General features: G+C 36.3%; 14 protein-coding genes. 9 read left to right on the top strand and 5 right to left on the bottom strand.

The genetic code is table 11. The features are described from left to right. Positions 1-58: 58 nt before the first annotated feature. Positions 59-1,342, bottom strand: coding sequence for a winged helix-turn-helix domain-containing protein (locus I3259_RS19150; RefSeq protein WP_238031293.1), 1,284 nt, complete (start codon positions 1,340-1,342; stop codon positions 59-61). Between the two features lie 331 nt (positions 1,343-1,673). Continuing rightward, positions 1,674-2,126, bottom strand: coding sequence for a DUF3069 domain-containing protein (locus I3259_RS19145; protein WP_238031292.1), 453 nt, complete (start codon positions 2,124-2,126; stop codon positions 1,674-1,676). Positions 2,127-2,362: 236 nt separating this feature from the next. Between I3259_RS19145 and I3259_RS19140 the strand changes: the two genes are divergently transcribed. From I3259_RS19140 to I3259_RS19120, 5 genes are all read left to right on the top strand, one after another. Then, positions 2,363-3,337 (top strand): diguanylate cyclase, encoded by a 975-nt coding sequence (locus I3259_RS19140; RefSeq protein ID WP_238031291.1) that lies wholly within the window; start codon positions 2,363-2,365, stop codon positions 3,335-3,337. 184 nt (positions 3,338-3,521) lie between these two features. Further along, positions 3,522-4,181, top strand: coding sequence for a DUF480 domain-containing protein (locus I3259_RS19135; RefSeq protein ID WP_238031290.1), 660 nt, complete (start codon positions 3,522-3,524; stop codon positions 4,179-4,181). Positions 4,182-4,305: 124 nt separating this feature from the next. Next, positions 4,306-4,614, top strand: coding sequence for a GIY-YIG nuclease family protein (locus tag I3259_RS19130; protein WP_238031289.1), 309 nt, complete (start codon positions 4,306-4,308; stop codon positions 4,612-4,614). Between the two features lie 183 nt (positions 4,615-4,797). Beyond that, the gene (locus I3259_RS19125; protein ID WP_238031294.1) at positions 4,798-5,337 is read left to right on the top strand and encodes a YaeQ family protein; all 540 of its coding nucleotides are present in this window, start codon (positions 4,798-4,800) and stop codon (positions 5,335-5,337) included. A gap of 447 nt (positions 5,338-5,784) precedes the next feature. Continuing rightward, complete coding sequence (locus I3259_RS19120) at positions 5,785-6,450, top strand: YdcF family protein (protein ID WP_238031288.1); 666 nt, start codon at positions 5,785-5,787, stop codon at positions 6,448-6,450. A gap of 126 nt (positions 6,451-6,576) precedes the next feature. Here the strand turns inward: I3259_RS19120 and I3259_RS19115 are convergent, their stop codons facing one another. Next, a complete protein-coding gene (locus tag I3259_RS19115) occupies positions 6,577-6,933 on the bottom strand; it encodes a YibL family ribosome-associated protein (RefSeq protein WP_005364949.1) in 357 nt (118 codons plus the stop codon). A gap of 291 nt (positions 6,934-7,224) precedes the next feature. Between I3259_RS19115 and I3259_RS19110 the strand changes: the two genes are divergently transcribed. Beyond that, complete coding sequence (locus I3259_RS19110; RefSeq protein WP_238031287.1) at positions 7,225-7,548, top strand: DUF4144 domain-containing protein; 324 nt, start codon at positions 7,225-7,227, stop codon at positions 7,546-7,548. Positions 7,549-7,607: 59 nt separating this feature from the next. Here the strand turns inward: I3259_RS19110 and I3259_RS19105 are convergent, their stop codons facing one another. Beyond that, complete coding sequence (locus tag I3259_RS19105) at positions 7,608-8,486, bottom strand: AraC family transcriptional regulator (RefSeq protein WP_238031286.1); 879 nt, start codon at positions 8,484-8,486, stop codon at positions 7,608-7,610. Between the two features lie 285 nt (positions 8,487-8,771). On the opposite strand from I3259_RS19105, the gene nagE reads away from it, so the two are divergent. Further along, positions 8,772-10,253 (top strand): N-acetylglucosamine-specific PTS transporter subunit IIBC, encoded by a 1,482-nt coding sequence (gene nagE / locus I3259_RS19100; protein WP_238031285.1) that lies wholly within the window; start codon positions 8,772-8,774, stop codon positions 10,251-10,253. 206 nt (positions 10,254-10,459) lie between these two features. Next, the gene (locus tag I3259_RS19095; RefSeq protein ID WP_238031284.1) at positions 10,460-11,077 is read left to right on the top strand and encodes an HAD family phosphatase; all 618 of its coding nucleotides are present in this window, start codon (positions 10,460-10,462) and stop codon (positions 11,075-11,077) included. A gap of 95 nt (positions 11,078-11,172) precedes the next feature. Here the strand turns inward: I3259_RS19095 and hemB are convergent, their stop codons facing one another. After that, entirely contained in the window at positions 11,173-12,165 is a 993-nt protein-coding gene (gene hemB, locus I3259_RS19090) for a porphobilinogen synthase (RefSeq protein WP_238031283.1), read from the bottom strand. A 203-nt stretch (positions 12,166-12,368) separates the two neighbouring features. Between hemB and I3259_RS19085 the strand changes: the two genes are divergently transcribed. After that, the gene (locus I3259_RS19085) at positions 12,369-12,548 is read left to right on the top strand and encodes a delta-aminolevulinic acid dehydratase (RefSeq protein ID WP_238031282.1); all 180 of its coding nucleotides are present in this window, start codon (positions 12,369-12,371) and stop codon (positions 12,546-12,548) included. Positions 12,549-13,437: the final 889 nt, after the last annotated feature.

The following is a 13,437-nucleotide window of genomic DNA, read 5'->3' as shown; positions in this document are numbered from 1 at the left end:
TATCTTGAAGTATAGGAGATAATTTAACAGTAGCTGTTAAATAGTGGTAATCAGGTAATTATTTATCTGCTTTGCTTGATAATCGGTATGAAAAAATCACTGAAGGATCTTCATCACTGGTTTTATTCCAGACAAATCCAGTTGCATTATCTAACATTAAAACTAAATGTGGCTGTTTATAAACCAAATAACTAAAAAATGGTTTGTTATTGTTAAAGCCTTGCTCTATCAAATTACTGTGTTTTAATGCTAGCGATTGTTTTTCATCAAAATTCGCACTAGGTTGATAAGACCAGTGGAACATTTCAGGTTCTATCTTCACCGTTTTCAAAAATTGAGAGTTTTTATTATACAATTTTGCTTTAGCAGCACTGATAGAGAGTGGATGAAACATCCCAGTTTCTTTTTCTTGAATAAAAGACATCATAGAGTAATTAAATATGCCGTCTTTGGAAGTAGGAGTAAGAAAAAGATGCATAACTTTTGTTTGAATTCCCGACTTATCAATATATGACGCATAAGCAATAGAGGTTGGTTCTTGCGTATTCTCTGTATGAATAATTGGTGTGCCGTGGTACTTCTTCTTGTTATTGATGACGATATCGGCAAATTGATCCCATTCATCAGGAACAATTTTATAGCTGAAATCAGTATTCTTTTCGCATATTTTACTACTATTTACGGTGCACCATGCTGCAGAATAAAAGCTATCCGTCTTATATAGATAGATTTGTTGGTTTTTAGTTGTAACTTCACCGTACTTTTCAGTTTGTTTCTTAATGATATCTTTTACTTTACCTCGAAGATCTGCGAGATCTTCTGCATTAGAGGTTATAAAAGTAAAATCATTACTGCCAACACGATCTTTATCAATTAAATAATTTTTTGGTGAGTCAGTATAAGGATATTTCATCCAAGCGATTCCACTTGTGATGACAGCTAAAGTAATCGCAGAAAGAAGAGCTGTTTTTTTACCGACTCTCTTTAATGGTGATAGATGTTGAGATTCTGATAAATCAATCGCTTCACGAGTAAACTCACGAATTTGATAACCGACACGTGGCAATGTCTCAATAACATCACCTTTTTTTTCTTCATTAAGTTTGACGCGTAGAGCGCGAATCACTTGAAATAAAGAAGCTTCAGTTACTATGCGATCGGGCCAACCTACATTTAAGAGCTCATCTTTTGTTACGGGTTTACCATAATTATCTATGAGGTACGATAAAATGTATTGCTCAGATAAATTTAACTTGAGCGTAGATTCTGGTGTTTTTAGAACGCCTTGGCTTTCTATATAACATACCTTTGTCTGGAATCTTATCTGCTCAGTATTTGGCATCCATGAACCTCTAGCTATTGAAATCATTCAATTTTGCATAATATCACGAAATACTATAAAAAGTTATGTAAAACTGCTGCGTTAAGTTTGCGTTAAGGGCTTTAAATTGTTGCAACTTGTTAATTTGGTGGGGATTTAATCGAATTTCATTATTGATTAAACTGTAAGCAATGTAAGTAGAGATGAGAAGTTATCAAATCGTTGAATATAATTTTATGTATTATATGTCGTGTTTATTTATTTTTTGTGAGCTTTATATCTTCACTTCATTTTGCCAAAAAAAAGAGCAGCAAATGCTACTCCTTATCTTCTATAGCTATGTAGTTAATAACTATTTTTGAAAGATCATATTGAATTCACGTTTCATTGGTGGATTTTGACGTGCTTTCTTAAGTTGCTTACACATATCCTTCACACAGCTATGAAGAACTTTATCAAGCGCAGATGCTTTGTATTCTGCTTGTTCTTCAGCGCTCATGTCTTCAGGGAACGTAGTACCTTGCATTTCACTTAGGAAATCAACACCTGAGTAGCTTTGACTTAGTGCAACTAGAGCATGAAATTGCTCAAAGTTATCTAATATATTTTGCGCACTTGCAGGTAGTGAATTCCATGCTTCGCGTGTACTTGGCTCAGAAACCTTGTATACGTTAACTAGCATATCAATAAGTTCTGCTGGTACTTTCTCAAATTTTACAACTTGACGAAGTTCTGGTGAACAGTCTTCTAGCGTAAACGTTACTTCTTCAACGATTTGCTCATCGTTTTTGTTCATCTCAGACATGGTTTTTTCCTACAGCATAAGTTTAAGGAGAAGAATCCTATATTTCTAACGTCAAATGTCAATATATCATGTAGAAAACAGTAATAAATCGATGTTTCATCTTGATGTGACTGTTGTCGCATCATGCTTAATAAGCTGATTTTTAGATCAACTATTGATCCATTGTAAGCCAATATTATATTAGGCATGTAAAATGCTTAATAACTTAGATTGAAAAATACTCTTAAGGTATCTAGATGGAGCCGATGCACATTTTATTAGTTGATGATGTTTTATCTGAGCGACTGCATCTTGAACTAAGGTTGAAAAAACTGGGGCATGTGGTTAAAGCTTTTTCTACAGGGCAAGATGCATTAAACAGTTATGCCAGCTTTGACCCAGATTTAGTGCTATTGGATATCTGTATGCCAGATATGCAAGGAACGGAACTTGCCCAGAGTATACGTATCCGTTTCCCTGAATGGGTACCGATTATATTTCTGAGTGGTCATTCAGAACCGGAACTCATCGCTGAAGCGATTGATAAAGGCGGGGATGATTATCTGACTAAGCCGGTTAATAGCATGGTGTTATCGGCTAAACTCAAAGCAATGCAACGTATATCCGCGATGAGACGGCAATTGAAGCAAACCTCAAGTCAGTTGCAGCAGGCGAATGAGTTATTATCACAGCAAGTTAATGAAGATGGATTAACCACCTTAGCCAATCGCCGCTATCTCGATCAAAAATTGAGTGAGTTTGTATCGTTACATGGTCGTAATGGTTTGCCTTTAACGATCATTATGCTTGATGTGGATCACTTTAAACCGTTCAATGATCATTATGGTCATATTGAAGGAGATAATAGCTTAAAATTATTGGCGCAGCAGTTAAAAGGTAAATTTAGTCGCGCAGGAGAAATCTGTGCGAGATACGGCGGTGAAGAGTTCGTGATCCTTCTTAGTAATTGTAATAGTCAACAAGCCGTAAAAGAGTGTGAACGTTTAAAAGAAGGGATTACTTCTTTAGCGATTAAGCATGAGTATTCAAATACCGCAAAAATATTAACAGTCAGCCAAGGTGCTATCTCCTGGATACCAACAGGTTTAGAAAGTATTGAAAATTTATATCAGGAAGTAGATAAGCTGCTTTATCAAGCAAAAGCAAAGGGCCGTAATCAGTATGTTGCAGCTGATTATCTTCATCTCCCCGTTGATCAAAGTGAAAACTAATATTGTGAGTTAAATAGTAAGTTGTTGTTTAAAAAGCAGACAAACTGTATTTTTACTGCTTGCTGTCGGCATTTAACGTGATAATCTTTCATTAAGAATAAAAAGTAACGCTTAAATGTAGTTGTTAATATATCAATATTATTTAATTTTAATGAGTTAGTTTTATAAAGGGTGAAAGACGATCATGGAAATTAATTTGACGCAAAATCAAGCTCGCGTAATTGGTTGTATGCTTGAGAAAGAAATCACAACCCCAGATCAATACCCATTGACACTTAATGCTTTAACTACAGCATGTAATCAAAAAAGTAGTCGTGAACCTGTCATGTCACTTGATGAAGCAACAGTGCTCGATACTGTTGAAGAATTAAAAGCTAAACGCATGGTTGCTGATGTCAGCAGTTTTGGTAGTCGAGTTTCTAAGTTTCAGCATCGCTTCTGTAATACTGAATTTGGCAGTTTACAATTTACAAAACAAGAACTCGGGGCAATGATTGTCTTGTTACTTCGTGGTCCTCAAACTGCGGGTGAAATTCGAACTCGTACCAATCGGTTATGTGAATTTACTGACGTACGTGAAGCTGAAGCTGTGTTAACTAAACTATCAAGTGATGAGAAAGGGCCATATGTTGTAAAACTACCTCGAGAGCCAGGCAAACGCGATTGTCGTTACATGCATTTGCTAAGTGGTCAGATTGATCTTTCAGCTTATGAAAGTGCAGTACAAGCTGTAACAAGTGGTTCAGGCAATAATGAACGTATTAGCCAACTTGAAAATGATGTAGAAGAATTAAAACAAAAAGTGGCTGAGTTACAGGCAATCATTACTTCATTAACTGAATAGATCTGGTTAAATGGATACGTTAAGCATTGTTTTATTGCGCTATTAAACCATCCATGATTGAATACCCACGCGAACAGGTTCAGCATTGCTGAGCCTGTTTTTGTTTTCATGAGATGAGTATTGGATGAGTAAAGAAACAACAAAAGATGTAACACCTTGGTATGTCTATTTAATCAGAACTTCCTCTAATACGTTATATTGCGGCGTAACGACCGATATAGAACGTCGGTTTGCAGAACATCAACACAGTAAAAAAGGTGCAAAGTACCTTAAGGGAAAAGGACCACTTACATTGGCTTGGTCGCAAAAAGTACCCAATAAGCGTGATGCTATGGTGTTTGAATATAAAATTAAAAAAACACTGACCAAAGCACGCAAAGAACAGTTAATTAAAATGAACACTGATCTTTATCTGTTATTTCCGCAAAATTAAGCCGCAGTAATATACAATCCTCATTCGTTGTAAAGCATATTGATAACTAATTGTTTATTAAAACAGTTAGCCGAAAGGAAAAAAATTTACTGTTATACGCGCCAGAAATGGCACTAATTATGTAAGACATAACCTCAACGGAGGGCGTATAACATGCAACAGCACAATAATAAGGTTTACTATATGGCTACCAATGCCACTATTTACAAAGTACAAATGAACGTGGCAGACATGGATCGACATGTCTATTTAGATCAGCAACATACCATTGCTTGTCATCCATCAGAAACTTTACAACGTTTCATGTTACGCGTCGTTGCTTGGGGCTTAAATGCGGATCCTAACTTACAGTTTACGAAAGGTGTAAGTAGTACGGAAGAGCCTGATTTATGGACGAAAAGTTTAATTGACGATATTGAATTATGGGTTGAGCTTGGCTTGCCTGATGAAAAACGTATTCGTAAAGCGTCACATAAATCAGAGAAGGTGATTATCTTTGCTTATGGTGATAATGCAGCTTCTATCTGGTGGCAAGCAAATAAAAGTAAAATCAATGCATTAGATAATGTTTCTGTGGTCTATATTTGCGATGAAGAGTTAAAACAGCTAGAAAGTGTGGTGGAACGTAGCATGCAATTACAGCTAACAATCGAAGGTGAACAGGCTTGGTTGAGTGCGGCGAATGCGAACGTAACAATCATTCCTGAATGGTGGAAGCGCTAATTTTACTTAATAAATGTTTCGCTTAACGTTGGTTGTATACGAATAATTTACGACATAACCCCGAAGTGGATTAGTAGTGAGTTAAGCGTGTCATACCGCAAGTTATAATGTTAAGACCAAACAGACTAGGTGACGTAGACGAGTCTATGTCACCTTTTTTTTGCTTATTTTATGATTTGATTCAGTTTTTGTTAGTCGGTGCCTTATATAATAGGCAGTAGCCGCTTAGCGTTTTTGTGAGTAAACATACGTACTGTGACTTATTGTAATTATCAATATTGAAACAGTTTTATCAGTATTAAGTGAGTTTCTTATCTTTGTCATTATGCAATCATAACTAAGACGCATTATGCCATTTATCCCTGATTGCAAAACAATGTAGGGTTGTATCAACAGCGTTAATTATCAGACATTATTCATTCATCTTGCTGCGAATAAGGACGATTTATGCCTAAACGAATTTATGAACTAGCAACCATAATCTGGGATTATCACCAGTTGAATCACGAGATAGTAAAGAGTGATTGTATCTTTGTGCTAGGAAGTAACGATGAACGTGTCGCTGAGCGAGCGGTAGAGCTTTATAAGAAGGGAGTAGCACCTTATATCATTTTTTCTGGTGGTGTCGGCGAGCTAACCGAAGGCTTATTTAACACTTCAGAAGCCGAACATTTTGCAAAAATAGCGCTAGATATGGGCGTGCCAAAAGAGGCGATTCTGATTGAGCCTGAGTCAACCAATACAGGGGAGAATGTGCTTTTTACCCGTCGTTTATTACAGCAAAAAGGGCTGACACCGAGAAGTTTTGTTCTCGTCCAAAAGCCTTTTATGGAGCGACGTACACTGGCGACGTTTGAACAACAATGGCCTAACATGCAAGCTATCGTGACATCTCCAGCAATTCGCTTTGATGATTATGCAAATGATACAATCAGTTTTGGTGATTTGATTAACGTAATGGTTGGTGATTTACAACGTATCCGTTTTTACCCAGAGTTTGGATTCTCAACACCACAACCAATACCTAATGAAGTATGGGATGCGTTTGAGCGTTTAGTAAGCTACGGTTTTGATCAGCATTTATCAGTAGAATTAACAGAAAAAGCGTCTTAATGCTTCTTTCGTATAGCATTGGTTAAAGAAGATTAGCTAAGTTGATTTTTACTTAATAACTTATCGTTTAGAAAGCAAAAAGGCGAACAATGAATGTTCGCCTTTTTCTTTGACACTTAAAGTCTATTAAAATGCTTTAGGTGCGTAACCTGTAACTTCTTTTAAGCCCATGCTACGGCCTAAAGCCGTCATAGGGTGAACAACAACTAGGCCTTTAACTGTTTTCTTCAGTTTACCCATATCTGCTTGTTCAGCTTTAGTTAGTACACGGTTAAAAGCAAGAGACTTAACATCTTTACTTTTGCTACTCACTTCAGATGATTTACGGTGTTTAACGTTTTGAGCTTTTTTATTTAGCTTGGTAAGCTCATCTTTAAACTGTTTGATGATAACTTTGTCATCTCGTTGAATAGCAGCAGCAAGTTTACGCTGGCACTTGTCCATACGGTTATTAAGATTTTGAAGCTCTTGGTTTAAATTCATGTGTTTTCATTACCTTCGTATTTACGCTCGCAATACACCAAATCGCAGTGTTTTCAGCGAGTAGGGTATTGAGTTCTGAATATTATACCTTATATATGCTAAATCGTGACCAATATCATGAAAGTATTTTTATTTCTGCTAGAAACGCAGATTTCAAAGCATCACGATTCATGTTTGGTGACATGGTATAGCGCTTATTTTAGCCATTTATCGGACAGCAAACCGTGTTTGTATTGTGGTTCTCTTCTTATAAATAGCGACAAACATAGACTTGCTTAAGAGGTAATAATTATGATTAGTTGGCCGTGTTTCTTTAAATTAGAAGGTGATGATGAACTCATCTACCTAGGCTCTGAAAGTGACTTAATGGATGAGTGCCAATCACTTATTTGGAGTGATGCAGATGTTATCGTCGATAGTAATGGTCAACAGTTTACGTTTACTCTTTCCAAAACTAATGCGTTTTGCTTTCAAATGAAAGGTGATCTTCTATCATTAGAGGCCGTTACAGCTTTGATTCAAGCACATGAATTTTCAAAAGCAGAAATGTGTTTAACCAAAATTCAGTTTAGAGCAATAGATGATGCGATTGAATCATTGCCATTCCAACAATAAAAGATTTGTTTATTTATCAACGCCTAATCATTCCTAACCAGAAATTTAAAACAAACCTTTTAGACCTTAGCATCAAGTTTATAAGTACGCCGATATTCACGTGGAGTCATATTTTTATATTGTTTAAACTGGCGGTTAAAATTTGCTTGATTTCGATAACCGACTTGCTCTGCGACATGAGAAATCGGTTCGCTGCTTGATACTAATAATTCAGATGCATGGTTTAAGCGAAGTTTCTTTAGATATTGGATAAACGTTTCATTAAAATGCTGTTCAAATAAGCGATGAATAGTGCTTTCACTAGTACAGATAAAGTTAGCCACATCTTCTAACGTTAAAGGTTCAGCGTAATGTTGGTCGATAAAAGCACACAGGCGTTCAATTTTCTCTTTATTACAATGGTCGTGGTTTTTGCTTTCGACATTATGAGAGAGTAACGTTTGACTGGATTTATCTTGGCAAAGCACTTCAAAAATATGAATTAAGTTAGCCAACAAGTTAATTGGATCAAAATGTTTTTCATCGATAGTCTCGACGATACTGATCACCTTTTGTGTAGTCTCTGGACTAAAAAGTAAGCCTTTCTCTGCGCGTTTTAGCAGCGAGTCGACCTTCCTCAACTCTTGACAACTGAACATCATATTGGCGATCCAGTCTTGCTTAAACCACACAACAATAGTTTCATAATTCTTATTATCAGGTGTACTAATTGACTCGATGCCATGCGGCACATTAGGTGCAATTAAGATCATTGAGGCTTGTTCGAAGTCACCTTGGTAATGACCAATATGACAGCGCGAGCGAAAGTTACGGTGGATCAGTATCTCAAATTCTTTTTGATGATAATGCCAACTAAATTCTTTTACTGGCTCTATGATTTTTTTAAATCGCCATGAACAGCCTATACGTTGTGGTACCTTTTCTAATGTCGCTTTCAAATTCCGAATTCCTAAGATTATTTATCTAAAAAAATAAGACCTGATAGAAAAGTATTATTTTATGGCAATATAATATCAAAATCTTCACTAAAAATACGGTTGTGATAAAAAAGTATTACTATCTGATAAAAAAGTATCAAAGCTTGATTGGTGAAAAGATTATTGTATGGCTAAAGGCAAGGGTAGGGATAAACAATGCATGTTATCCGTATACTTTAAGGTGAAATATAAATTCCCCCTTATATTTCACCTGCCTTATCTATCCTCTATAAAAGGCATGCATATATGGTTAATTTCGCTTATTTTCAGCGATTAGGTAAAGCATTGATGCTGCCTATCGCGACATTACCGATAGCAGCGTTATTGCTGCGCTTTGGACAACCCGATTTGTTAGATATCTCTTTTATTGCCAAAGCTGGTAGCAGTATTTTTGATAATCTTCCCTTAATCTTTGCTTTAGGTATTTCGGTAGGTTTATCAAAAGACGGCTCAGGTGCTGCAGCATTAGCTGGGGTTGTGGGGTATTTTATTTTGACACAAGCGACAACGGCTATTAATCCTGACGTAAAACTAGGATTCTTTGCTGGCATTATTGCCGGTATTATTTCAGGGCATGCTTATAATTATTCTTATCAAGCCAAAATGCCTGATTTCTTAGCGTTTTTCTCAGGGAAGCGATTAACCCCGATTGTTGCTGGATTATGCTGTTTAATTATGGCTGTCGTATGCGGTGAGGTATGGGTATATGTGCAGCAAGGCATTGATAATTTCAGCGGGTGGATTGCTCATAGTGGTTATATTGGTGAGTTTATCTATGGTGTATTAAATCGTGCGTTAATACCTCTAGGTCTACATTACTTCCTACATTCTGTGTTCTGGTTCAGTCTTGGCGAATGTACCAAAGTGTCGTATGAACTCGGTTCATCACTGCATCAGATTTGTTTAAACCCAAGTATTGTTTCACATTTATCAATAGGGCAAATGGTGCCAAATATTGATGGTTCGATTATTACTAAGATTGCTGATATCACAACCCGTGGTGATTTAAATCGTTTCTTTGCTGGCGACCCAACAGCTGGTGTTTATATGGCGTGGGCATATCCAGTAATGATGGGCGGTTTACCAGGAGCGGCTCTAGCCTTAACGCTTGCATCTCCGAAAAACAAACGTAAGTTAGTCGGTGGTATGTTGTTATCACTTGCTTTTACTTCATTCTTAACAGGTATTACAGAGCCGATTGAATTTAGCTTCCTATTTATTGCGCCAGTTTTATACGGTATTCATGCACTGTTGTCTGGTGTATCGATGGTGATTTGTAACTCACTGGGTATCTTACATGGTTTTGGATTCTCAGCTGGATTGATTGATTTTGTTCTCAACTGGGGACTTGCAACGAAGCCATGGTTACTGGTGCCATTAATTGGTGCTTATTTTGTGATTTATTTTGTGATTTTCTACTTTGTTATCAAGGTATTTAAATTACCTACTCCTTCAGTTGATGATGACGAAAGTAAAGTATCACAAGAAGTAGGGCTTGATCCTGTGGCTTATATTGAAGCATTAGGGGGAGAAAGTAATATTGTATCTGTTGATGCATGTATTACACGACTTCGTTTAGGTGTGAATGACTGTAGTTTATTTGATGAAGAAGCACTTAAAGCCCTTGGTTCAAAAGGTGTGGTACGTATTGGTAAGCAAAGCGCACAGGTGATTTTAGGTCCTAAAGCTGAATCAATAGCCAATAGTATTAAGGCAACGATGCATTAAAGCGACGTTTTAATGCATTTAATAAAAAGGAGTAATGGTTAAGGCTGTTACTCCTTTTTCTTTTTGTTTTTTCTGTCTGTTTTTTGAACGCACCGTTCAGTTTGGGTTCTAAATTAAAACGTTAAGGTTATTGGTGCTTTTAGATAAAACCGAAAATAATCCAAACTAAATCTTGTCGTAATAGAATACATTTAAAGGGGTAGGCGATGGAAAACAGAAGTATTAAAAATATTATCTTTGATGTAGGTAATGTACTGGTTCGTTGGTCACCCGTTGAAATAGTTCGGTTAACATTTGGTGACAATGTAACGCCAGAGCCGTTAGCTCACCGCTTATTTGGCAGCAAAACATGGATGGATTTAAATAAAGGTCTACTCACTGAGCAAGAAACGAAATTGCAATTTCAAGAACTGCACGGGTTAAGTGAATTGGAAACAGATCGCCTTTTCTATTACATAAAGCAAAGCCAAATCTTATTATTTGACTCAGTAAGTTTGCTTAAACGCGCTAAATCGGCAGGTTACAAAGTATATGCCTTGACAGATAATGTGAATGAAATCGTCGCTCATCTACAGTCGAGTTATGATTTTTGGCAACATTTTGATGGTGAAATAATTTCATCTAAAGTGGGATTATTGAAACCACAGCCTGAAATTTACCATGCACTATTGTCTAAATATGATCTTGTTGCGACTGAATCAGTTTTTCTAGATGATATGCTTCATAATGTGCAAGGAGCGAAATCAGTAGGATTATTAGCAATACAATTTAAAGATGTCGCACAGTGTGAAAAGGCGTTTAAAACACTTGGTATCGTTTTGTAATGTGCTTTAATACTATTTGAATGTTCATTAAATACCGTCTTAAACCAATAGGAAAATAAACAAGGTTTAAGACGGAGGTAAGAGGTTAGTTTGTTTTACGCGTTATCTTGCGCCATCCACTCCGCTACTTGCTTGGTGTAGTAGCTGACAATTAAATCGGCACCTGCACGTTTAAAGCCAGTTAATGTTTCGTATACCACTCGTTTTTCATCAAGTGCACCTGCTAATGCTGCAAATTTGATCCCAGCATATTCACCGCCGACTTGGTAAACTGCAAGAGGAAGGTGAGTTTCACGGCGAAGGTTTGCGACAACATCAAGGTAAGGTGTCCCTGGTTTCACCATTAAAATATCAGCACCTTCTTCTTCATCAAGTAATGCTTCTTGTAACGCTTGACGTCCATTAGCACAATCCATTTGGTATTCTTTGCGATCACCTGTTAATTCACAATCAACCGCTGTACGGAATGGGCCATAAAATGATGAGGCGAACTTAACCGCGTGAGCAAGAATGGCTACATGTTCAAAACCAGCGGCATCTAACCCTTCGCGAATCGCTTTAACTTGACCGTCCATCATGGCTGATGGCGCAAGCATATCTGCACCAGCACGTGCTGCCGTTACACTTTGTTTTACTAATAGTTCTAATGTTTCATCGTTTAAAACATGTTCGTCATGGTAAACACCACAGTGACCATGCGTAGTGTATTCACAGAAACAAATATCAGGGATCACCATCATATCTGGGCATGCTGCTTTAATGGTTCTCACCATACGTGCCAGTAAACCATCATCATTCCATGTGTCGCTGCCAATCTCATCTTTGGTGTGCGAAATACCAAAAGGCATAACATAACGCACGCCCAACTTATAAAGTGCTTTCACTTCATCCGCCAACATAGTTTCCGGAATGCGAGAAATACCTGGCATAGTGCTAATAGGTACTTCTTCAGTTAATGTTTCTTCGATGAAAATAGGGTGGATTAAATCAGCAAGTTTGAATTCATTTTCACGAACAAGATCACGCATATTTGCGCTACGACGCATACGGCGGATACGTTTTAATGGGGACGTTAGTGTAGTAGTCATTGGATTATATCTTTTAATAATAATTAGATATATATCATACAAATATTACAACGTAGATCAAATTTTTATGCAAATAAAATAGCTATTACAGCAATAGGTAGATGAGTAATTAGAGCGGTTATCTTGGGGATTTCTAACTATTATTATAAAGTTACACTTATGTTTTGAAGATACAAGTTAGAGAGAAAAGAAGCAATATAGCGATGTTAAACATAAAGAAAGTGAAAATTAGCTTATTCATCTTGTTGATTTTATGTTGCTTAGTAGCAGGCTTTTTTGCCGGTAAAGCCTATCGCGAACAAACCGACCTTACGAAAGAAAAAGCAAAAGAAGCGGCTATCATAAAGGAGAGACTTGAACGATGGATTGATAGTGATAATTAAACGATATACCACAAGTTTGTTTTAACTTATCAAGTTACATAAAGCCTCTGCTGAGTTTACGTCGTAATACAAAGCGTCGCTGTGTGATATATAAATGACTATTTAGGTATCATTATAACTTATTACGATTATATACATATAATATGTATTATCATCACACCTTCAATACGTAAATCAATTTAGATATTGTTATAATAAAATTATAGTTTTAACTTATTTTGTACTTAATTTATTTTCAATCTGACAAGTGCAGACTTCTATAAATTCTGCAAGAATACAATATACAAAGTAAGGTAAAAAATGAATAAAAAAATAAAAAGATATGATTATCTTGATAATATAAAGTGATTTCTAACCATTATAGTTATTCTTCATCATGCTGCGGGTGTAGCAGGAGGGAAGCCTGTTGGCTATAATTTACCAAGTGTAGTGTCATCTATGGCGTCTCAGTATGATTTATTACAAGTATTTCAAGGGGTTAATCAATAATATTTTATGTCTTTGTTTTTCTTCATATCAGCTTACTTTGTAACCTCGTCTCTAGAACGTAAAGCTCAACGATTATTTGTAAAAGATAAATTTATTCGACTAGGGATCCCAGTGTTAATATCATTAGTATTTATAATTCCATTTATTGGTAATGGTTTTATAAGTTATTTCGTTAATTTTTTTAAATCTGGAAATATAGATCTTGGTGTAACATGGTTTTGTTGGACACTAATAGTTTTTTCTATTGCTTACTCAATTTTTGTAATTAATAAATCTCAGCTAGGAAAGCGTAAAAATTTAGCATTTCGTGCTGTCTGGAGAATTATTGTTTTTTCATTTATCTTAACCTGATTACCACCGAGACTCAGCCAAGGTTAATAATTTCTCTGGCATCGGTGGT

Source organism: Photobacterium sp. Ph5, from assembly GCF_022129445.1.
Lineage (GTDB): Bacteria > Pseudomonadota > Gammaproteobacteria > Enterobacterales > Vibrionaceae > Photobacterium.
The sequence above is the reverse complement of the archived record's forward strand: the minus strand, read 5'-3'. Positions and strand labels throughout refer to the sequence as shown.

Coding starts and splice junctions, on each gene's coding strand:
- I3259_RS19150 (WP_238031293.1), bottom strand. CDS start 1,342: ATGCCAAATACTGAGCAGATAAGATTCCAGACAAAGGTATGTTATATA.
- I3259_RS19145 (WP_238031292.1), bottom strand. CDS start 2,126: ATGTCTGAGATGAACAAAAACGATGAGCAAATCGTTGAAGAAGTAACG.
- I3259_RS19140 (WP_238031291.1), top strand. CDS start 2,363: ATGGAGCCGATGCACATTTTATTAGTTGATGATGTTTTATCTGAGCGA.
- I3259_RS19135 (WP_238031290.1), top strand. CDS start 3,522: ATGGAAATTAATTTGACGCAAAATCAAGCTCGCGTAATTGGTTGTATG.
- I3259_RS19130 (WP_238031289.1), top strand. CDS start 4,306: ATGAGTAAAGAAACAACAAAAGATGTAACACCTTGGTATGTCTATTTA.
- I3259_RS19125 (WP_238031294.1), top strand. CDS start 4,798: ATGGCTACCAATGCCACTATTTACAAAGTACAAATGAACGTGGCAGAC.
- I3259_RS19120 (WP_238031288.1), top strand. CDS start 5,785: ATGCCTAAACGAATTTATGAACTAGCAACCATAATCTGGGATTATCAC.
- I3259_RS19115 (WP_005364949.1), bottom strand. CDS start 6,933: ATGAATTTAAACCAAGAGCTTCAAAATCTTAATAACCGTATGGACAAG.
- I3259_RS19110 (WP_238031287.1), top strand. CDS start 7,225: ATGATTAGTTGGCCGTGTTTCTTTAAATTAGAAGGTGATGATGAACTC.
- nagE (WP_238031285.1), top strand. CDS start 8,772: ATGGTTAATTTCGCTTATTTTCAGCGATTAGGTAAAGCATTGATGCTG.
- I3259_RS19095 (WP_238031284.1), top strand. CDS start 10,460: ATGGAAAACAGAAGTATTAAAAATATTATCTTTGATGTAGGTAATGTA.
- hemB (WP_238031283.1), bottom strand. CDS start 12,165: ATGACTACTACACTAACGTCCCCATTAAAACGTATCCGCCGTATGCGT.
- I3259_RS19085 (WP_238031282.1), top strand. CDS start 12,369: ATGTTAAACATAAAGAAAGTGAAAATTAGCTTATTCATCTTGTTGATT.